The sequence below is a fragment of the Isoptericola sp. NPDC055063 genome, assembly GCF_053608125.1.
Genome location: NZ_JBSGUW010000005.1, coordinates 119,520 through 140,299 on the forward strand (window position 1 = coordinate 119,520; position 20,780 = coordinate 140,299).

General features: G+C 74.0%; 13 protein-coding genes, 1 tRNA gene and 1 pseudogene. 4 read left to right on the plus strand and 11 right to left on the minus strand.

Annotated features, from left to right (window positions below):
* Window positions 1-62 precede the first annotated feature (62 nt).
* The 3 genes from ACWF41_RS07865 to ACWF41_RS07875 all read left to right on the plus strand — a co-directional run bounded on the left by ACWF41_RS07865 (window position 63) and on the right by ACWF41_RS07875 (window position 3,578).
* Window positions 63-136 (plus strand) — tRNA-Leu (locus ACWF41_RS07865).
* A 329-nt stretch (window positions 137-465) separates the two neighbouring features.
* Window positions 466-1,821: an exo-beta-N-acetylmuramidase NamZ family protein gene (locus tag ACWF41_RS07870; protein WP_380326765.1), complete on the plus strand. Its 1,356-nt coding sequence runs from the start codon at window positions 466-468 to the stop codon at window positions 1,819-1,821.
* Window positions 1,822-1,877: 56 nt separating this feature from the next.
* Window positions 1,878-3,578, plus strand: coding sequence for a serine hydrolase (locus ACWF41_RS07875; protein ID WP_380326762.1), 1,701 nt, complete (start codon window positions 1,878-1,880; stop codon window positions 3,576-3,578).
* A gap of 106 nt (window positions 3,579-3,684) precedes the next feature.
* On the opposite strand, the gene pyk is transcribed toward ACWF41_RS07875, so the two are convergent.
* The 11 genes from pyk to hisI form a co-directional block, all read right to left on the minus strand.
* Window positions 3,685-5,124 carry a pyruvate kinase gene (pyk, locus tag ACWF41_RS07880; RefSeq protein ID WP_380324276.1) on the minus strand — a complete coding sequence of 480 codons (1,440 nt, stop codon included), beginning with the start codon at window positions 5,122-5,124 and terminating at the stop codon, window positions 3,685-3,687.
* Between the two features lie 94 nt (window positions 5,125-5,218).
* Window positions 5,219-6,685, minus strand: a complete 1,467-nt coding sequence (locus ACWF41_RS07885; protein ID WP_380324279.1) for a glutamate synthase subunit beta — start codon at window positions 6,683-6,685, stop codon at window positions 5,219-5,221.
* Complete coding sequence (gltB, locus tag ACWF41_RS07890) at window positions 6,678-11,246, minus strand: glutamate synthase large subunit (protein WP_380324282.1); 4,569 nt, start codon at window positions 11,244-11,246, stop codon at window positions 6,678-6,680. Before gltB ends, ACWF41_RS07885 begins: the two co-directional genes overlap by 8 nt.
* 123 nt (window positions 11,247-11,369) lie before the next feature.
* Window positions 11,370-12,443 carry a prolipoprotein diacylglyceryl transferase gene (lgt, locus tag ACWF41_RS07895; protein WP_380324294.1) on the minus strand — a complete coding sequence of 358 codons (1,074 nt, stop codon included), beginning with the start codon at window positions 12,441-12,443 and terminating at the stop codon, window positions 11,370-11,372.
* A gap of 26 nt (window positions 12,444-12,469) precedes the next feature.
* Window positions 12,470-13,360, minus strand: coding sequence for a tryptophan synthase subunit alpha (gene trpA / locus ACWF41_RS07900; RefSeq protein ID WP_380324285.1), 891 nt, complete (start codon window positions 13,358-13,360; stop codon window positions 12,470-12,472).
* On the minus strand, window positions 13,357-14,664 hold the full coding sequence (gene trpB / locus ACWF41_RS07905) for a tryptophan synthase subunit beta (protein WP_380324288.1): 1,308 nt from the start codon (window positions 14,662-14,664) through the stop codon (window positions 13,357-13,359). The genes trpA and trpB overlap by 4 nt, the downstream gene beginning before the upstream one ends.
* Before the next feature lie 150 nt (window positions 14,665-14,814).
* On the minus strand, window positions 14,815-15,639 hold the full coding sequence (gene trpC / locus ACWF41_RS07910; protein ID WP_380324291.1) for an indole-3-glycerol phosphate synthase TrpC: 825 nt from the start codon (window positions 15,637-15,639) through the stop codon (window positions 14,815-14,817).
* A gap of 178 nt (window positions 15,640-15,817) precedes the next feature.
* Entirely contained in the window at window positions 15,818-16,096 is a 279-nt protein-coding gene (locus ACWF41_RS07915) for an HGxxPAAW family protein (protein ID WP_380316895.1), read from the minus strand.
* 41 nt (window positions 16,097-16,137) lie between these two features.
* Window positions 16,138-16,872, minus strand: coding sequence for a Trp biosynthesis-associated membrane protein (locus ACWF41_RS07920; protein WP_380316898.1), 735 nt, complete (start codon window positions 16,870-16,872; stop codon window positions 16,138-16,140).
* 74 nt (window positions 16,873-16,946) lie between these two features.
* A complete protein-coding gene (locus ACWF41_RS07925) occupies window positions 16,947-18,500 on the minus strand; it encodes an anthranilate synthase component I (RefSeq protein ID WP_380316999.1) in 1,554 nt (517 codons plus the stop codon).
* Window positions 18,501-18,612: 112 nt separating this feature from the next.
* On the minus strand, window positions 18,613-19,014 hold the full coding sequence (hisI, locus tag ACWF41_RS07930) for a phosphoribosyl-AMP cyclohydrolase (protein ID WP_380316901.1): 402 nt from the start codon (window positions 19,012-19,014) through the stop codon (window positions 18,613-18,615).
* A gap of 295 nt (window positions 19,015-19,309) precedes the next feature.
* On the opposite strand from hisI, the pseudogene ACWF41_RS07935 reads away from it, so the two are divergent.
* Window positions 19,310-20,467: pseudogene (locus ACWF41_RS07935) on the plus strand (DUF222 domain-containing protein); the annotation flags it as partial.
* Window positions 20,468-20,780: the final 313 nt, after the last annotated feature.

Below are 20,780 nucleotides of genomic sequence, written 5' to 3' on the forward strand. Positions count from 1 at the left end.
CGTCCCCGGGTCGGGACGGTTCGGCCCGTGACCTGCACGTGTGGTTCGATGGGCCTCGCACCGCCCCGGTAGCCCAACCGGCAGAGGCAATCGGCTCAAACCCGATCCAGTGCGGGTTCGAATCCCGCCCGGGGCACCTCGTACCGTCCCGGGGATGTCTCCCCCCGGCATCTCCCGTCACCTCGCGCCGCCGTCGCGCGCCAGGGACCACTCCCACCCGCACGCTCCTTCCCGCCCGGTCCCTTGCCGCGGGCTCGCGGTGTCGGTAACTTTCAGGAGCACGGCCCCACGGGGCAACCATTGACGAAGACGCGACGTGTCCGGTGCGAGCGTCCCGCGACGAGGCGGGGCGCGTCGGCACCCTCGCGCCGGCGATGACGCCGGCGCCCCTCGCCGGACGACCCGGGCCCGACGACGCTCCCGGGACGCCCTGCACGCAGCACGAGGCAGAAAGGACCCCTGACGATGCGCCACCATCCCGACGCCCGACCACCGGCCGACCGCGGCCCCCGGCTCAACCGCCGCCAGCTCCTCACCGGTACCGCGCTGGGCGCGGCCGCCATCCCTCTCACGGCACCGGGCGCCCAGGCCCTGCCCGGCGCCGCCACGTCGGCCGGTGTGCCCGCCCGGCCGGTCGTGCCGGGCGCCGACCGCGCCCACGCCGACGGCTGGGCCGCGCTGCGCGGCGAGCGCGTCGGCATCATCACCAACCCCACCGGCGTGCTGCGCAACCTGCGCAACGTCGTCGACGAGATGCATGCCTCCGGCGCCGTCGACCTCGTCGGCGTCTTCGGGCCCGAGCACGGCTTCCGCGGCACCGCCCAGGCGGGCAGCTCCGAGGGGACGTTCGTCGACGAGCGCACCGGTCTGACGGTCTACGACGCCTACGGGGCCGGCGTCGCGAAGATGACCGAGATGTTCGCCGCCGCCGACGTGGAGACCGTCGTCTTCGACATCCAGGACGTCGGCGCCCGCTTCTACACGTACATCTGGACGATGTGGACGGCCATACAGGCCGCCGTCGCGACGGGATCGCGGTTCGTCGTCCTGGACCGACCCAACCCCGTGGGCGGGACCGCCCGCGGGCCGATGATGACCAGCGCGTTCACCTCGGGCGTCGGCGCGAAGGAGATCGTGCAGGCGCACGGCATGACGGTGGGCGAGCTCGCCCGGTTCTTCGACGGCGAGTTCCTGCCCGACGTCGTCGGCGAGCGCCTGGCACGTCTCGACGTGGTCCAGGTCGCCGGGTGGCGCCGAGACGTCACGTTCGCCGGGACCGGGCTCGACTTCGTCATGCCCAGCCCCAACATGCCCACCCCCGACACGGCCCTCGCCTACCCCGGCACGTGCATGTTCGAGGGGACGAACCTGTCGGAGGGCCGCGGCACCACCCGGCCGTTCGAGCTCATCGGCGCGCCGTTCGTCGACCACCGCTGGGCGCAGGCCCTCACGGACGCGGGGCTGCCCGGGGTGCTCTTCCGCGAGGCGTACTTCAACCCGACGTTCAACAAGCACGCCAACAAGGTGTGCGGGGGCGTCCAGGTCACCGTGGACGACCCGGCCCGCTTCGACCCGGTCCGCACGGGCGTGGCGATGCTCGTCACCGCCGCGGCGCTGTACCCCGAGTTCGCCTGGCGCCAGGACGCGTGGGACACCGCGCGCCCGTTCTGGATCGACAAGCTCACCGGGTCTCCGCGGCTGCGCCAGCAGATCGACGCCGGCGCGGCCACCGACGAGGTCGTCGGCGCCTGGCAGGACGAGCTGGCCGACTTCGACCGGCGGCGCCAGCAGTACCTCCTGTACAACGGGCCCCAGGCATGAGCGCCCGGGTGCGGCGCGGGCCGGGACGAGGACGTGGACCTGGACGGGGGCGGGCGATGATCGCTGCGGGACTGGCGGCCGGCCTCCTCGTGGTGCCGCTCGTCCACGTCACGACGGCCACCGCGGACGGTGGACCCGCCGTGCAGTTCATGCCCCCGTCGACGACGCTCGGAGCGGCAGACCCGGCGGACGTCGGGCTGGACCCCGCGCCCATCGAGGCCGCCGTGGCCCAGGTGCGTTCCCACGAGCAGCCGGTCGGCAGCGCGGCGTACCCCCTGTACCCGGGTGCCGTCGGGCTCATGGGCTACGAGGGCAAGGTGGTGCGCACGGACGCCAGCGGCTGGGCCGTGGCCTACGGCGAGAAGGGCGTGCCCCTGCCCGCGGACCATCGCGTCCCCATGCGCGAGGACACGATCTTCGACCTCGCCTCCGTGTCGAAGCTCTTCACGTCGATCGCCGTCGTGCAGCTCGTCGAGGAGGGGAAGGTCGGCCTCGACGAGCCGCTCGCCACGTACCTGCCCGAGTTCGCCGCCGGCGGCAAGGAGCACGTCACGGTGCGCCAGCTGCTCACGCACACCTCCGGCTTCGTGGCGTGGCTGCCGCTGTGGAGCGCCTACCCCGACCGCGAGTCCCGGATCGCGGCCGTCATGGCACAGCCGCTCGACGTACCGCCGGGCACGCGCTACCTGTACAGCGACCTCAACCTCATCAGCCTGGGCGTGCTGGTCGAGAAGATGCGGGGCGAGCCGCTCGACCAGGTCGTGGCCCACCGGATCACCGGCCCGCTCGGCATGAGCGACACCGGCTACAACCCGACCGCGGTGGAGCGCACCGCGGCGACCGAGTACCAGTCCAGCCCGCCGCGCGGCGTCGTCCGGGGCGAGGTGCACGACGAGAACGCGTGGTCCCTCGGCGGGGTCGCCGGCCACGCCGGCGTGTTCTCGACCGCCGGCGACCTGGCGGTCCTGTCCCAGGCGTTGCTCAACGGCGGCCGGTACGGCAAGGCCCGCATCCTGTCCCCCGCGTCGGTGCGTCTCATGGTCACGGACTTCAACACCGCGTTCCCCGGGGACGCCCACGGGCTCGGCTTCGAGCTGGACCAGCGGTGGTACATGGACGCGATGTCCGGCCCGCACACGGCCGGGCACACCGGGTACACGGGCACGTCGATCGTCATCGACTTCGACACGCACTCGTTCGCGATCCTGCTGACCAACCGCGTGCACCCGTCGCGCAGCTCGGGCAGCGTCAACGGCGCCCGGCGCGAGTGGGCGCACGGCCTCGCCTACGCGCAGGGGGTCGACGCGAACCGCGGCGACGACGCCTGGTTCTCCGGGGACGCCAACGCCACGACGTCGACGCTCACCGCTGCGCTGGACGTCCCCGCGACGGGCGGCCGGCTCGCGTTCGACCTCTGGCTCGACACCGAGGAGAGCGACCTGCTGCACCTGGAGACCTCCGCCGACGGCGGGGCCACCTGGGAGCCCCTGCCGTTCGTCGTGCGCGACCGCGGCCCGGTCGACCAGCCCGACGGCGTCACGTCCGGCTCCGGCACCCGCCGGTGGACGCAGGCGCGCGCCGACCTGGCGCCGGGCGCGCAGCTGGTGCGCTGGCGCGTCGTGACCGACCCGTCCTACCTGGGCCGTGGCGTCCTCGTGGACGACGTCGTCGCGCGGGCGCAGGGCGGGCTGCTGCTCGACGGCGAGGCGGACCCGGGGGCGTTCCAGGCCGTCGGCTGGCGGCTCGTGGACCGCTGACCCGCACCACCGGGACGGGAACGACGCCGGGGGCGTGCGGCAGGGCTCAGCCCACCGCACGCCCCCGGCGTCGTCGCGGAGCGTTCCGCGTCAGGTCAGTGCCAGGTCACTCCGCCATCGCGGACAGGTCGCCGTGGCTGCCGACCTTGTGCACGAGGATCGAGTTCGTCGTGCCCGGCACGCCCACCGGGGCGCCCGAGACGATCACGACGCGGTCGCCCGGCTCGGCGAGCCCGTTCGCGCGCAGCGTCGAGTCCACCTGGCCGACCATGGCGTCGACGCTGTCGACCTTCGGCACCTGGTACGTGGTGGTGCCCCAGGTGAGCGCGAGCACGCTGCGCACGCTCTCCTCCGGGGTGAAGGCGAGCAGCGGGATGCCCGAGCGCAGGCGCGACATGCGCTTGGCCGAGTCGCCCGACTGGGTGAACGTCACCAGGTACTTCACGCCGAGCGTCTCGCCGATCTCGGCGGCCGCGCGGGTGATGACGCCGCCGCGCGTGTGCGGGGAGGAACCCAGCGGCGCGATGCGCTCGCGACCCATCTCCTCGGTCGCCTCGATGATCCGGGCCATCGTCTGGACCGTGATGATCGGGTAGTCGCCCACGCTGGTCTCGCCCGAGAGCATGACCGCGTCGGCGCCGTCGAGCACCGCGTTGGCGCAGTCGGAGGCCTCGGCGCGCGTCGGCGTCGGGCTCGTGGTCATGGACTCGAGCACCTGCGTGGCGACGATGACCGGCTTCGCGTTGCGGCGGGCCAGCTCGACGATGCGCTTCTGCACCAGCGGGACCTGCTCCAGCGGCATCTCCACGGCGAGGTCGCCGCGCGCCACCATGAAGCCGTCGAAGGCCGCGACGACCTCCTCCAGGTTCTCCACCGCCTGCGGCTTCTCGATCTTGGCGACGACGGGGACCGTGCGGCCCTCCTCCGCCATGATCGCCGCGACGTCGTCGTAGTCCTTCGCGGACCGCACGAACGACAGGGCGATGATGTCCGCGCCCATGCGCAGCGCCCAGCGCAGGTCGTCGGTGTCCTTCTCCGACAGCGCCGGCACGGAGACCGCGACGCCGGGAAGGTTGATGCCCTTGTTGTTCGAGACCGGGCCGGCGACCTCGACGGTCGTCACGACGCGCGGGCCCTCGACGGCGGTGACGCGCACGCGAACCTTGCCGTCGTCGATGAGGAGCGGGTCGCCGACGCGGGCGTCCTGCGCCAGGCCCTTGTGGGTCGTCGAGACGAGCTCCTTCGTGCCCTCCACGTCCTCCGTGGTGATCGTGAAGGTGTCGCCCTCGTTCAGGAAGTGCTTCTGGTCGCCCGCGAACCGGCCGAGCCGGATCTTCGGGCCCTGGAGGTCGACGAGGACTGCGACGTTGCGGCCGGACTCCTTCGCCGCCTTCCGTACACCGTGGTAGACGGCCTCGTGCTCCGCCTGCTCCCCGTGGCTCCGGTTGATCCGGGCCACGTCCATGCCCGCGTCGACCAGCTCACGGAGCTTGGTCGGGGACGCCGTCGCGGGTCCGATGGTGCACACGATCTTCGCTCTGCGCATGTCTCCAGCCTCGTCGTCGATCCGCCCCGGCGCGAGCCGGGGCGACGCCCGGGCGTCGGTACGGCACCCGGGTACTTCTTCTTCGTTCTACTTCTTATCCTCGCAGCGCGACGGTCCGCGGGCCCACCGGCGCGGGCAGCTCGCTGCTGCCCTGCAGGTAGGCGTCGACCGCGGCCGCCGTCGCGCGGCCCTCCGCGATCGCCCAGACGATCAGGGACTGACCGCGCCCCGCGTCGCCCGTCGTGTACACGCCGGGCAGGTTCGTGGCGTAGTCGTCGCCGCGCCGGACCAGCCCGCGGGTGGTCAGCTCGACCCCGGTCTGGGTCACCAGCTCGTCCGTCTCCGGACCGGTGAAGCCCATCGCGACCAGGACCAGGTCGGCCGGGATCTCCCGCTCGGTGCCCGCGCGGGGCGCCCGGCGACCGTCCGGCAGGTACTCCGTCTCGGCGACCCGCAGGGCCCGGACGGTGCCGTCCTCGCCGCCCACGAACTCTACCGTCGAGGCCAGGTAGCTCCGCTCCCCGCCCTCCTCGTGAGACGTGGAGACCTCGAAGAGGATCGGGTCGGTGGGCCACGGCTGGCTCGCCGGGCGCTCCAGCGGCGGCTTCTTGCCGATCGCCAGCGTCGTCACGCTCGCCGCGCCCTGGCGCAGGGAGGTGCCGAGGCAGTCCGACCCGGTGTCGCCGCCGCCGATGATCACGACGTGCTTGCCCGCGGCCGACGGGGCACCCTCGACCGGGTTCCCCGCCGCGGCCTTGTTCGCCGGCGTCAGGAAGTCCATCGCGAAGTGGATGCCCGCGAGGTCGCGGCCCGGCAGCGCGATGTCGCGGGGCACGGTCGCGCCCGTGGCCACCACGACCGCGTCGAACCGGCGGCGCAGCGCGTCCCAGCTGATGTCGCGGCCGATGGCGACGCCCGGGCGGAACCGGGTGCCCTCGGCCTCCATCTGCTCCAGGCGGCGATCGATGTGGAGCTTCTCCAGCTTGAAGTCGGGGATGCCGTAGCGCAGCAGGCCGCCGATGGCGTCGTCCCGCTCGTACACGACGACCGTGTGGCCCGCCCGGGTCAGCTGCTGGGCCGCCGCCAGGCCCGCGGGGCCGGAGCCCACGACGGCCACGGTCGAGCCCGTGAGCCGCTGCGGCACCTGAGGCGTGACCAGGCCGCGAGCGAACGCCTCGTCGATGATCGAGACCTCGACGTTCTTGATCGTCACCGCGGGCTGGTTGATGCCGAGCACGCAGCTCGTCTCGCACGGCGCCGGGCAGACGCGGCCGGTGAACTCCGGGAAGTTGTTGGTCGCGTGGAGGCGCTCGATCGCGTCCTCCCACTGGCCGCGCCACACCAGGTCGTTCCACTCGGGGATCAGGTTGCCCAGCGGGCAGCCCTGGTGGCAGAACGGGACGCCGCAGTCCATGCAGCGGCCCGCCTGCTCCTTGAGGAACGGCTGGCCCTCCTCGCGGTGGGCGTGCGTGTCCTTCCAGTCACGCAGCCGCACCTCGACCGGGCGGTTCGGCGGGAGCTCGCGCTCCCGCACCTTCAGGAATCCGCGGGGGTCAGCCACGCGCCACCTCCATGATCTGCTCCCACATCGCGGGGTCGAAGTCGTCGCCCTCGCCCAGCGTCTTCCCGGCGGCCTCGGCGTCGGCCAGTGCGGCCCGCACGCGGGCCCAGCCCGCGGGCAGCACCCGCGAGAAGCGCGCCCGGGAGCCGTCCTCCTCGAGGAGCTCGGCCGCCACCGGCGACCCCGTCTCCTCCAGGTGCCGCTCCAGCAGGCCGCGCACGCGTTCCCAGTCCGCGTCGTCGAGCGGGCCCACCTCGAGCTCGCCGCCGGACACGGCCTGGGTGTTCATCGCGACGTCGCGCAGGTTGAGCACGTACGCCACGCCGCCCGACATCCCCGCACCGAAGTTCCGGCCCGTCGGGCCGAGCACCAGCACGGTGCCGCCGGTCATGTACTCGCAGCCGTGGTCGCCCACGCCCTCCACCACCAGGGTGGCACCGGAGTTGCGGACGCCGAAGCGCTCGCCGACCCGGCCCCGCAGCAGGATCTCGCCGGACGTCGCGCCGTAGCCGATGACGTTGCCCGCCACGACGTTCGCGGCGCCGTCGAGCACCGCCGAGCGGTCGGGGCGCACGACGATCCGGCCGCCCGACAGCCCCTTGCCGACGTAGTCGTTGGCGTCGCCGAACAGGCGCAGCGTGACGCCGCGGGGCAGGAACGCGCCCAGCGACTGGCCGGCGGAGCCCGTGAGGGTCACGTCGATCGTGTCGTCCGGCAGCCCCTCGCCGCGGTAGCGCTTGGTCACCTCGTGGCCGAGCATCGTGCCGACGGTGCGGTTGACGTTGCGCACCGGCAGCTCGATCTTCACCGGCAGCGCGTCCTCGAGCGCGGGGCGCGCCTTCTCGACGAGCTGGTTGTCGAGCGCCTTGGCCAGCCCGTGGTCCTGGGTCACCGCCTGGTGCAGCGGGGCACCCTCGGCGGCCGACGGGGCGGCGAGCACGGGGCCCAGGTCCAGCCCTTCCGCCTTCCAGTGGTCCACCGCCTTGCGGGTGTCGAGGGCCTCGACGTGTCCGACGGCCTCCTCGATCGAGCGGAAGCCGAGCGACGCCAGGTGCTCGCGCACCTCCTGCGCGATGAACTCGAAGAAGTTCACGACGAACTCGGGCTTGCCCGTGAACCGCTGGCGCAGCTCGGGATTCTGCGTCGCGACGCCCACGGGACAGGTGTCCAGGTGGCAGACCCGCATCATGACGCAGCCCGAGACCACCATCGGCGCCGTCGCGAAGCCGAACTCCTCGGCGCCCAGCAGCGCGGCCACGACGACGTCGCGACCGGTCTTCATCTGGCCGTCGACCTGCACGACGATGCGGTCGCGCAGGTTGTTGAGCACCAGGGTCTGCTGGGTCTCGGCCAGGCCGATCTCCCACGGCGTGCCGGCGTGCTTGAGCGACGTCAGCGGGCTCGCGCCCGTGCCGCCGTCGTGGCCCGAGATCAGCACGACGTCCGCGTGCGCCTTGGACACGCCCGTGGCCACCGTGCCGACGCCGAACTCGCTGACGAGCTTGACGTGGACGCGCGCGCTCGGGTTCGCGTTCTTGGCGTCGTGGATGAGCTGCGCCAGGTCCTCGATCGAGTAGATGTCGTGGTGCGGCGGCGGCGAGATGAGGCCGACGCCCGGCGTCGAGTGCCGGGTCCGCGCGACCCACGGGTAGACCTTGGGCCCGGGCAGCTGGCCGCCCTCGCCGGGCTTGGCGCCCTGCGCGAGCTTGATCTGGATGTCGTCCGCCTGGGTCAGGTACTCGCTCGTGACGCCGAAGCGCCCCGAGGCGATCTGCTTGACCCGCGAGCGGCGCTCCGGGTCGTACAGGCGCTCCGGGTCCTCGCCGCCCTCGCCGGTGTTCGACCGGCCGCCGAGGCGGTTCATCGCGATCGCGAGCGTCTCGTGCGCCTCGGCCGAGATGGACCCGTAGGACATCGCGCCGGTGTTGAACCGCTTGACGATCTCGCTGACCGGCTCCACCTCGTCGATCGGCACCGGCTCGCGGTCGGGCGTGAACCGCAGCAGCCCGCGCAGCGTCATGAGGCGCCGGGCCTGCTCGTCCACGCGTCGCGTGTACTGGCGGAAGATGTCCATCCGGCCCGTGCGCGTGGCGTGCTGCAGGCGGAAGACCGTCTCCGGGTCGAAGAGGTGCTCCTCGCCGTCGCGGCGCCACTGGTACTCGCCGCCGCTGGTCAGCCGCTGGTGCGGCTTGTGGTTGCCCGACGCCGGGTACGACTCGGCGTGCCGGGCCGCGACCTCGGCCGCGATGACGTCCAGGCCGACGCCCGCGAGGCGGCTCGTCGTGCCGGTGAAGTAGTCCGCCACCAGCTCGTGCGAGAGCCCGACGGCCTCGAAGATCTGCGCACCGCGGTACGACATGATCGTCGAGATGCCCATCTTGCTCATCACCTTGAGCACGCCCTTGCCGAGCGCCGTGATGAGGTTCGCGACGGCCTTCTCGGGCGTGACCTGGAGGTAGCCGCGCAGCGCGAGGTCCTCGACCGTCTCCATCGCGAGGTACGGGTTGACCGCGGCGGCGCCGTAGCCGATGAGGAGCGCGACGTGGTGCACCTCGCGCACGTCGCCCGCCTCGACGACGAGCGAGATCCGGGTGCGGGTGCCGCGGCGCAGCAGGTGGTGGTGCACGGCGCTGGTCAGCAGCAGCGACGGGATCGGGGCGAGCTCCGAGTCCGAGTCGCGGTCGGACAGCACGATGTGCGTCACGCCGTCCTCGAGGTCCGCGTCGACCTGCGCGAAGATCTCCTCGAGCCGGGCCTGCAGGGCGCGGCCGCCGCCGGACACCTCGTACAGCCCGCGCACGATGCCGGCCCGGAACTCGCCCTCCAGGCGCGGGTCCCGGTCGATGCGCACGATCTTGGCGAGCTCGTCGTTGTCCAGCACCGGGAAGGGCAGGTCGAGCTTGCGGGCGTGCTGCGCGACCTCCTCCAGGAGGTTGGGCTCCGGCCCGATGGTGCTGTCGATCGCGGTGACGAGCTGCTCGCGGATCGAGTCCAGCGGCGGGTTCGTCACCTGGGCGAACATCTGGGTGAAGTAGTCGAACAGGAGCCGCGGCCGGCTCGAGAGCACGGCGATCGGCGTGTCCGAGCCCATGGCCCCGAGCGGCTCCGCGCCCGTGTCCGCCATCGGCGTCAGGATGATCTTGAGCTCTTCGGTGGTGTACCCGAAGGCGCGCTGACGGCGCTGGACCGACGCCGGCGAGTGCGCGACGTGCTCGCGCTCCGGCAGCGAGTCGAGGGTGATCGTGTTGTCCGCCACCCACTCGGCGTACGGGCGCTGGCTGGCGAGCTGCGACTTGAGCTCGTCGTCCTCCACGATCCGCCCCTGGGCCGTGTCGACCAGGAACATGCGGCCCGGCTCCAGGCGGCCCTTGCGGACGATGGTCGCCGGGTCGAGGTCGAGGACCCCGGCCTCCGACGCGAGCACGACCAGGCCGTCCTCGGTGACCCAGTAGCGGCCCGGGCGCAGCCCGTTGCGGTCGAGGACCGCGCCGATGAGGGTGCCGTCCGTGAAGGTGAGGCAGGCGGGGCCGTCCCACGGCTCCATGAGGTTCGCGTGGTACTGGTAGAACGCGCGCCGTGCCGGGTCCATCTCGGCGTGGTTCTCCCACGCCTCGGGGATCATCATCAGCACGGCGTGCGGCAGCGAGCGGCCCGACAGGTGCAGCAGCTCGAGCACCTCGTCGAAGCTCGCCGAGTCGCTCGACCCCTCGGTGCACACCGGCAGCAGCGGCGCGAGGTCGCCCAGGGCCTCGCTGGCCATGGTGCTCTCGCGAGCCGCCATCCAGTTGCGGTTGCCGCGCACCGTGTTGATCTCGCCGTTGTGCGCCACGAGGCGGAACGGCTGCGCCAGCGGCCACGACGGGAACGTGTTCGTCGAGAAGCGCGAGTGCACCAGGGCGATCTCCGACGCGTAGCGCGGGTCGCTCAGGTCGGGGAAGAACGGCTCCAGCTGGGCCGTCGTGAGCATGCCCTTGTACGTCAGCGTGCGGCTCGAGAGCGACGCGAGGAACAAGTCCAGCTCGTGCTGCGCGCGCTTGCGCAGCCGGTACGTGCGCCGGTCGAGCTCGAGGTCCGACAGCTCGCGGGCCGGGTCGGCGACGACGACCTGGCGGAACAGCGGCATGGACGCACGCGCCGTCGGGCCGACCAGGTCGGCCGTGACGGGGACGTCGCGCCAGGCGAGGACGTCGAGCTTCTCCTCCGCGGCGATGGCCTCGAACCGGCGCGCGACCGCGTCGGCCTCGGCCACGTCCTGCGGCAGGAACGCCATGCCGATCGCGTAGTGGCCGGCGGGCGGGAGCTCCGCCGCGACGACGTCGCGGACGAAGGCGTCCGGGATCTGCGTGAGGATCCCGGCCCCGTCACCGCTGTTCTCCTCGGCGCCCACCGCCCCGCGGTGGTCGAGGTTCAGCAGGGCGGTCAGGCCCGCGTCCACGATGTCGCGCCCGGGCGTCCCGCGAAGGGTCGCGACGAAGGCGACACCGCACGCGTCGTGCTCGGCCGACGGATCGTAGAGGCCCTGGGCCGAGGGCCGCGCGACCCGATGCTGCGGCGTGGTCATCAACACCGTCCTCCTGCACGCCCGCACGCGGGCGCGTCATGCTCAAAGGTGGTCGGGACATCGTCGGCCCGTCGGAAACATCAGGCGCCCCTCCCCGGGTGGTGCCCCGGGGTGGGAGACGCCTCAGGCGCGGTCTGCCGGCCCCTGGTCGGGCCCGGTGGCGTCCGCGTCCGCACGGTGCGGTCCGGTGCCGTTGTCTCGGCCGTCGTCCCGGCCGGGGCCGCCTGCGGCGGCACCGGCGTGCGCGGTGCTCGTGGTGTCAAGCTCGGTGTCCTGCTGGCCGTCCGCCCCGGCCTCGGCCGCGGCGTCCTTGGTGTCCTGCTCCCCCGCCCGCACGCGACGCGTGCGGCCCGGCAGCTCGACGCCGTCCTCACGCTCCGGGTAGCGCCTGCCGATGAGGTAGAACGCGACCAGGGCACCGAGGCCCACGATGATCGACGTCCACACGTTCAGACGCAGCCCGAGCACGTGCTCGGCGGTGTCGATGCGGAGCATCTCGATCCACACCCTGCCGAGAGTATAGAGCGCGACGTAGGCCCAGAATACCCGCCCATGACCGAGCCTGTACCGACGGTCGAGCCAGACCAGGAACGCCGCCGCGGCGAGGTTCCAGACCATCTCGTACAGGAACGTCGGGTGGAAGAGCGTGCCCTCGGCGTACGCCGCCCCCGTGGCCGGGTCGATCGGGAGGTACTGCGGGTCGATGCGCAGGCCCCACGGGAGCGTGGTCGGCGCGCCGAAGAGCTCCTGGTTGAACCAGTTGCCGAGGCGTCCGATCGCCTGCGCGACGAGCAGGCCCGGCGCCAGGGCGTCGGCGTAACTGCTCAGCCGCACGCCCTTGCGGCGGCAGCCGATGTACGCGCCGACGCCGCCGAGCGCGACGGCGCCCCAGATCCCCAGGCCGCCCTCCCAGACGTACAGGGCACGGACGGGGTCGCCGCCCGGGCCCCAGTAGGGGTCGGGCGTGCTGATGACGTGGTACAGCCGGCCGCCGACGATGCCGAACGGCACCGCCCAGAAGGCGATGTCGAGCACGTCGTCCGCGACGCCGCCGCGGGCGACCCAGCGCTTCGTCGTGATCCAGATCGCGACGGCGATGCCCGCGAGGATCGCGATCGCGTACGCGCGGATCGGCAGCGGGCCCAGGTACCAGGTGTGCTGCGACGGGCTCGGGATGGCGGCCTGCACGGCCACCATCGAGGCCGACGCGAGGATCGTGGGGGTCACGGACGCTCCTCGGCGGTCGTGGGCCCGGGTTCCCGGCGCGAGCGGCGCACGCCGTCGGCGAGCTCGGTGACGACGGCGCGCAGGTCGTCGAGGCGCTGGGCCCAGGGCCGGTCGGCGAGCAGGGGGCGGACGAGGGCGGAGCCGACGATGACGCCGTCGGCGTAGCGGCCGACCTCAGCGGCCTGGTCCCCCGTCGAGACGCCGAGGCCGACGCAGACGTTCTCGGCGCCGGCCGCGCGGGTGTCCGCGACGAGCTGCTCCGCGCGCGGGCCCACCTGGGCCCGGGCGCCAGTCACGCCCATCGTCGACGCCGCGTACACGAAACCGCGCGAGGCGCGGGCCGTGAGCGCCAGCCGCTCGGGGGTCGAGCTCGGGGCGACGAGGAAGACCCGGTCGAGGCCGTGGGCCTCCGAGGCCTCGAGCCAGGCCGCGCCCTCGTCGGGGATCAGGTCGGGCGTGATGAGCCCGGCGCCGCCGGCGCCCGCGAGGTCACGCGCGAACGCGTCCACCCCGTAGCGCAGCACCGGGTTCCAGTAGGTCATCACGAGGGCGGGCACGCGCCCGCCCGCGCTCTCCGCGACGGCCTGCACGACGCGGAGGACGTCGCGCACGCGGGCGCCGCCCGCCAGCGCCGCCTCCGCGGCCCGCTGGATCACGGGGCCGTCCATCACGGGGTCGGTGTACGGGACACCGATCTCCACGACGTCGACCCCGGCCTCGACCATCGCGAGGACGGCCTCGATCGAGCGGTCCACGTCCGGGAACCCGACGGGCAGGTAGCCCACCAGTGCCGAACGCCCCTCGGCGCGCAGGCTGCCCAGGAGGGCGGCCGTGGGCGAGCCCGCGGGCGACACGGTGGTCGGCGAGGCGTCGGTGCTGGTGCTCACTGGTCCCCCTCCGGCGGCTGCGGGGCGTCGGCGTCGGCCTGCTCGTCGAGCAGCCCGAACCAGCGCGCCGCGGTGGCCACGTCCTTGTCGCCGCGGCCCGACAGGTTCACCAGCACGATCTCGTCCGTGCGACCGGCCTCGGCGGCCGCCTTCCCGACGCGCAGGGCGCCGGCGAGGGCGTGCGCGGACTCGATCGCGGGGATGATCCCCTCGGTGCGGCACAGGAGGCGGAAGGCCTCCATCGCCTCGTCGTCGGTCACGGGCTCGTAGGTGGCGCGGCCCAGGTCGTGCAGCCAGGAGTGCGCCGGGCCGACGCTCGGGTAGTCCAGGCCGGCCGAGACCGAGTGGCTCGGCAGCGTCTGGCCGTCGTCGTCCTGCAACAGGTAGGAGCGCGCGCCGTGCAGCACGCCCGGCGCGCCGCCGGAGAACCGCGCCGCGTGCCGGCCGGACTCGACGCCCTCGCCGCCGGCCTCGAAGCCGTAGAGGGCGACGCCCTCGTCGTCGAGGAACGCGTTGAAGATGCCCAGGGCGTTGGAGCCCCCGCCCACGCAGGCCGCGACGACGTCGGGCAGGCGCCCCGTGCGCTCGAGGATCTGCGCGCGCGCCTCCTCGCCGATGATGCGGTGGAACTCGCGCACCATCTCCGGGAACGGGTGCGGCCCAGTCACCGTGCCGAGCAGGTAGTGCGTGGACTCGACGTTGGCGACCCAGTCGCGCAGCGCCTCGTTGATGGCGTCCTTGAGCGTGCGCGACCCGATCGTGACCGGGATGACCTCGGCCCCGAGCAGGCGCATCCGGGCCACGTTCAGCGCCTGGCGCCGCGTGTCCTCCTCGCCCATGTAGACGACGCACTCGAGGTCGAGCAGGGCGGCGGCCGTGGCGGTCGCGACGCCGTGCTGGCCGGCGCCGGTCTCCGCGATGACGCGGGTCTTGCCCATCCGCTTCACCAGCAGGGCCTGGCCGAGCACGTTGTTGATCTTGTGCGAGCCGGTGTGGTTGAGGTCCTCGCGCTTGAGGAAGACCCGCTGTCCGCCGGCGTGCGCGGCGAAGCGCGGCACCTCCGTCAGCGGCGACGGGCGGCCGGTGTACTCGCGGTGCAGCCGCGCCAGCTCGTCGGTGAACGCCGGGTCGCCCAGCGCCTTGCGGTACTCCGTCTCGAGCTCGTCGAGCGCGGCGATCAGGGCCTCGGGCACGAAGCGGCCGCCGAACTGCCCGAAGTACGGGCCCTCGACGTCCGCCAGCCGCCCGAGCACCTGGTGCGCCAGGCTCTCGGTCAGCGCGTCCCGTACGGGCTGGTCGGGCACGGGTCCTCCGTCTCTCGTCGTCGCCGCTCGGCGGGTCCGGCCTGCGGGTCTGCATGAAGGGTCGTCCGAGGGTACCGGTCGTCCGGCCCTCGGCGGTGCGGCGTCCTGCTGCCACCGGCCCGGCCCGCCGCGGGGCCGTCCGGTCGGACGTTACGGCTGGGCCGCCGGGCGGACCGACCACAGGGCCGGATGCTGCCCGGCCGCGACCAGGTCGGCGACGGAGCGGCGCGGAGCGCCGTCGGTCACGAGCGCCTCCCCGACGAGCACCGCGTGCGCGCCGGACCGGGCGTAGTCGAGCACGTCGTGCGGGCCGCGCACGCCGGACTCGGCGACGCGCACGACGTCGTCCGGGATGAGGGGGGCGAGCCGCGCGAAGGTCGTGCGGTCCACCTCGAGCGTCTTCAGGTTGCGGGCGTTCACGCCGACGATGCGGGCGCCGGCGTCCAGCGCGCGGCGCACCTCGTCGGCCGTGTGGGCCTCGACCAGGGCCGTCATGCCGAGCGAGTGCACCCGCTCGATGAGCGACGTGAGGACGGTCTGCTCGAGGGCTGCGACGATGAGCAGCACCAGGTCCGCACCGTGCGCGCGCGCCTCCCAGACCTGGTACGGCGTGACGACGAAGTCCTTGCGCAGCACCGGCACGTCCACCCGGGCGCGCACGGCGTCCAGGTCCGCGAGGCTGCCGCCGAACCGCCGCTGCTCGGTGAGCACGGAAATCGCGCTCGCGCCGCCGCGGGCGTACTCCTCGGCCAGGGCCGCCGGGTCGGAGATCGGTGCCAGGTCGCCCTTGCTGGGGCTGGAGCGCTTCACCTCGGCGATCACGGCGACGCGATCCTCCGAGAGCAGGCGCCCGCAGCACTCGAGCGCGCCGGGCACGCGTGCCGCACGCTCCTTGAGCTCGTCGAGCGACGTGCGCGCCTGGCGCACCGCGAGGTCCTCGCGGACCCCCGCGACGATGTCCTCCAGGACCGTCATGGTCTGCCTCCCCCGTGCCCGTGACGCCGCACCGACGCCCTGCCAGCCATCGTAGGCCCGTCCGCGGGACACCCCTGACACGTCTCCGAGCGTGAGACGCCCGCGGCGGCCCGGAGACGACGACGGCGCGCCCCTCCCGCGGGGAGGGACGCGCCGTCGTGGTGTCAGGTCGCGGGGCTCAGTGGCCGGACGTCGCGTTGCGGGGCGTCACGCCCGGCTTCGGCTGGCCGAAGCCCATGCCGCGCAGCACGGCGCCGAGCACGAGCGAGCCGGCGACGATCACGGCACCCACCCAGACCACCGCGTCCGGGACGTCGGGAAGCATCCCGACGGCTCCTACGGCCACGCCCAGCATGATGCCGATCATCGCCGTCCACGCGGCGGTCGTGTGGCCGTGGTTCGTGGGCGGGACGGCCGGGGGCAGGTAGGCGACCTCGGCGTTGCGGTTGTCGGTCATTGGAATGTGATGCCCTTTCGTGACGTGGTGCGCGGTCCAGCCTAGCGGTCCGCGGACGGGTCCGTACCCCGGGTGAGCGCGTCCCAGGCGTCGTGCGGGTCATGCTGTGCGGCGTCGTCGGCGCCGCCCCCCGGCGCTCGGTCGGCGACGTCCGGCCGGGCCCCGGCGTCCGCGCCGTCCGACGACGGGTCGGCGGAGGCACGCTCGTGGCGCCCGGAGGTCGCGCCCCAGGCCGGCGAGCCCACCGCGGCGAGCACCGCGACGACCACGGCGAGGGCGCCCAGCGCCACCGTGAGCCATGGCCACACCGCCACCGCGACCGGTGAGGTGAGGTCGGTCACCCCGGCGGTCTCCGAGGCCCCGGAGGTCGCCGCCGGCACCGGGTCGAGCAGCACGGCCAGCGCCGACGCCGTCGCCAGCGCGCCGGCGAGGGCCACCACCACCAGCGCGACCCAGCGCGCCACCCGCCCCGCGATGGCCAGCGCGACGCCGCCGGCGACCACGACGAGCGCCGCGGCGGCGACCGCGGGCGCGGCCGTCGTGCCCTGGACCGCGACGTCCACCGTCGGCGCGAGCGCCGTCGACACCGTCGTGCTCACCCACGTGGGCGACGCCGTCGCGAGCGTGAGCCCGCCGACCGCGACCACCGACCACACCGCGCGCGAACGCGCGCGCAGCGGCCCCCGGCCCGGACCCTGGTTGTGCCCCTGCTCCGGCACCTGGTCCGGCGTCCGCCCGGCGTCGCCGTCCTGCGTGGCTCCTGCTGCCTCGTCCATCCGTCCTGCCCGTCCGTCCTGCCTGTCGACGCCCTGGGCGCCGTTCGCGCCCGGCGCCCCGTCCGTCCCCACGCTCAGAGCGCCCGGAACCGCGCGGCCAGCTGCACCGCGCGCACCGCCGCGGCCGCCTTGTTGCGCGACTCCTCGTACTCGAGCGCGGGCACGGAGTCGGCGACGATGCCGCCGCCGGCCTGCACCCACGCACGTCCGTCGCGGATGCAGGCCGTGCGGATCGCGATCGCCATGTCCATGTTGCCGCCGAAGTCGAAGTAGCCGACCGTGCCGCCGTAGATCCCGCGCGACGCCGGCTCGAGCTCGTCGATGAGGGCGATCGCCCGCGGCTTCGGCGCCCCCGAGAGGGTGCCGGCCGGGAAGGTGGCGCGCAGCGTGTCGAGAGCGGTCGCACCCGCCCGCAGCCGGCCGACCACGGTGGAGCACAGGTGCATGATGTGGCTGAAGCGGCGGGTGGCCATGAACTCGACCACCTCGACCGACGTCGGCTCGCACACCTTGACGAGGTCGTTGCGCGAGAGGTCGACCAGCATGAGGTGCTCGGCGCGCTCCTTGGGGTCGGCGAGCAGCTCCTCGCCCAGGGCGACGTCCTCCTCGACGGTGGCCCCGCGCGGGCGCGAGCCCGCGATCGGGTACGTCGTGACGTGGCCGTCGGTCACCTTCACCAGCGTCTCCGGGCTGGAGCCGACGACGGAGAACTCCCGCCCGTCGGGGCCGGTGAGGCGGAAGTAGTACATGTACGGGCTCGGGTTGATGGTGCGCAGGGCCCGGTACACGTCCAGCGGCGCGGCCGGGCAGTCGAGGCCGAGCCGCTGGGACAGCACCACCTGGAACACCTCCCCGTCGCGGATCGCCTCCTGGCCGGCGCGCACGGCGGCCTCGAACTCGTCGCGGGTGGAGCGGAACTCCAGCGCCGGCTCGGTCACTTCGTCCGGCCCCCGCAGCACGGTGGGGACGGCGGGGGCCGGCGCGGCGAGGCGCGCCTGCATCGCGTCGAGACGGGCGACGGCGTCGGCGTGCGCCTCGTCGACACGCTCGTCGGTGCCGTCCCCGTTGATCGCGTTGGCGATGAGCCAGGCCGTGCCGGAGTGGTGGTCGATCGCGACGAGGTCGGTCGCGAGGCTCAGCGCGACCTCCGGCACGCCGAGCTCGTCCGGGGCGGTCGCCGGCAGGGTCGGCTCCCAGTGCCGCACGACGTCCCAGCCGAGCGCGCCGGTCAGCCCGCCCGTCAGCGGCGGCAGCCCCTCGACCGGGGGCGTGCGCAGGGCCTCGAGCGCGGCGCCGAGCACGTCGACGACGTCGCCCTCGGTCGGGATACCGGCGGGCACGTCCCCGTGCCACACGGCGCGCCCGCCGTCGGACGTGAGCGTGGCGCGCGAGTCCACGCCGACGAACGACCACTGCGACCAGCCGCCCGCGGACTCCGCGGACTCGAGCACGAACGTGCCCGGCCGGTCCTGCGCGAGGGTGCGGTACACGCCGACCGGGGTGACGTCGTCCGCCAGCACGCGGCGCACCACGGGGATGACGCGGCGGTCGGCGGCCAGGTCGCGGAACGTGTCGAGACCCGGCCACGTCGTGCCCCACGCCAGGTCCTGCGCCGAGGGCCCGGCCACGGGGGCGGGACGCGGGACGGCGGGGGGCGGCACGACGGCGGGAGTGGTCACCGGTTCTCTCCTGGGGATCGTCGGGGCTGGTGGTGCTGGTCGGTGCTCGGCGGGGCCGGGGTCAGGCGGCCGGCGCGTCGGGGCCGACGACGGCCCCCAGGTCGCCGCCCGCCTCGAAGCAGGTGCGGGCGCCGGTGTGGCATGCGGCGCCGATCTGGTGCACGCGGACGAGCAGGGCGTCGCCGTCGCAGTCCAGCGCCACGGAGCGCACGAGCTGGGCGTGCCCGGACGTGTCGCCCTTGCGCCAGTACTCCTGCCGCGACCGGCTCCAGAACGTGACGCGACCCTCGGTGAGGGTGCGGCGGACGGCCTCGTCGTCCATCCAGCCGAGCATCAGCACCTCGCCCGAGTCGTGCTGCTGCACGATCGCCGCGACGAGCCCGTGCTCGTCACGCTTGAGACGCGCCGCGATCGCGGGGTCGAGAGCTGCGTCGGGCGCGGGGGTGTCGGTCACGTCGGCCACCCGTGCATCCTCCCACGCCCCGGCCGCCCCGAGGGGCGACGTCCCACCGTCGCGCCCGCCCCTTCACGCCCGAGCGGCCGACGCTCGTCGTCGAGCTGATTATCGAACGCCTGTTCGAAGAAGTGTCGGTGGCGGGTGGTTGGGTACTCGTATGGCCACACCGCCCAGTACCGCCGCTTCGCGGCTTGATGCTGCGCTGGACCGGGCGGCGGACGAGCAGGCGGCGGTGAACGCGGCGGCGGGTCGGCGCACGGTCGCGCTGGCCGAGGTCCTCGCCACGACGCACGAGTCGGCGATGCTGGACCTGGGCGTGGAGCGGGTGTCGTCGGCTTCTCCGGAGCGTCGCGGCTCGGTCGCGCACCGTGCGCTGGTCGCGGAGGTCGCGTGCGCGCTCGGGGTCAGCGAGCACGTCGCGGCCGGCTGGCTCGCGGACGCGGACGTCCTGGCCTCGAAGGCGACCGCCACCCTGGAGGCGTTGTGTGCGGGGACGATCACCTACCAGCATGCGGCCAAGCTCGCCGACGCGGTCGCGGACCTTCCCCCGAGCGTCGCCGTGCGGATCGAGCGCGCGGTCCTGGACCGGGCACCCGGGATGACGGCGGCACGGTTCGGCGCGCTCGTCCGCGCCGCGCGGGACCGGCTGCACCCGGTGCCCGCCGAGGTCCGCCACGCCGCCGCCCTGACGGCGGACGTATGGGTCGACGACGGCAAGGACGGCATGTCCTGGCTCACCGCGCACCTGCCGACGCCCGTCGCGCGCGCCGTCTACGACCGCCTGCACCGCACCGCCGCCCGCGCCAAGGCGGACGGTGACCCCAGGGGTGTCGGGCAGCTGCGCGCCGCGACCCTGGCCGCTCTCCTCCTCGACGACCACCACGTGACCGACGGCCACGCGACGAACGAGCACGGCGCGGACAACCAGGCCACGGACGTCACGGGGCCGCCGGGCCTGGCGACCCGCCCAACAAGTCCACCGGGCACGCCGCCGGGAACGACATCGGGCACAGCATCGGACGCCACGCCGGGAACCGTGCCCGGGACCGCGCCACCCGACCTGCCGGACCCGCTCGCCACCCTCGCCCGGAACGTCCGGCCCGTGGTGCACGTGACCGTCCCGATCACCACCCTCACCGGCACCGGCGAGAGTCCGGGCCTGCTGGACGGCATGACACCGGTCGACGCGGAGACCGCCCGCCACCTCGTCGCGCGCGCCCCGACGCTGCGACGTGTCCTGACCGACCCCGTCACCGGCGCGATGCTCACCGTGGACCGACGCTCCTACGTCGTGCCCGCCGACCTACGCGCCTTCCTCACCCAACGCGACCTCACCTGCCGGTTCCCCGGCTGCCGCATCCCCACACGACGCTGCGACCTCGACCACACCACCGCCTGGGAGCACGGCGGCACCACCGACGCCACCAACCTCACCGCACTGTGCCGCCGCCACCACACGCTCAAGCACGAGTCCCGCTGGACCGTCGAACACCTCCACGACCGGCCGGGCGGCCGGCCCGGCACCGGCGTCCTGGCCTGGACCTCACCCCGCGGCCGCACCTACCTCACCGAGCCCGGATCCGCCGATCCATACCCTCGACCACCTCGACGCCTGGGCCACCGAGGCCGCGCACCTCGCCCTCCAGACCGTGCCCGAGGCGTCGACCGGGCGGACGAAGGCCGCCGACACGACAGCACCGACTGGCCGGACGACGACGCAGACGACGACCGACCCGTCGTTCTGACAACACGGACGAGGCCGTCCGTCCTGC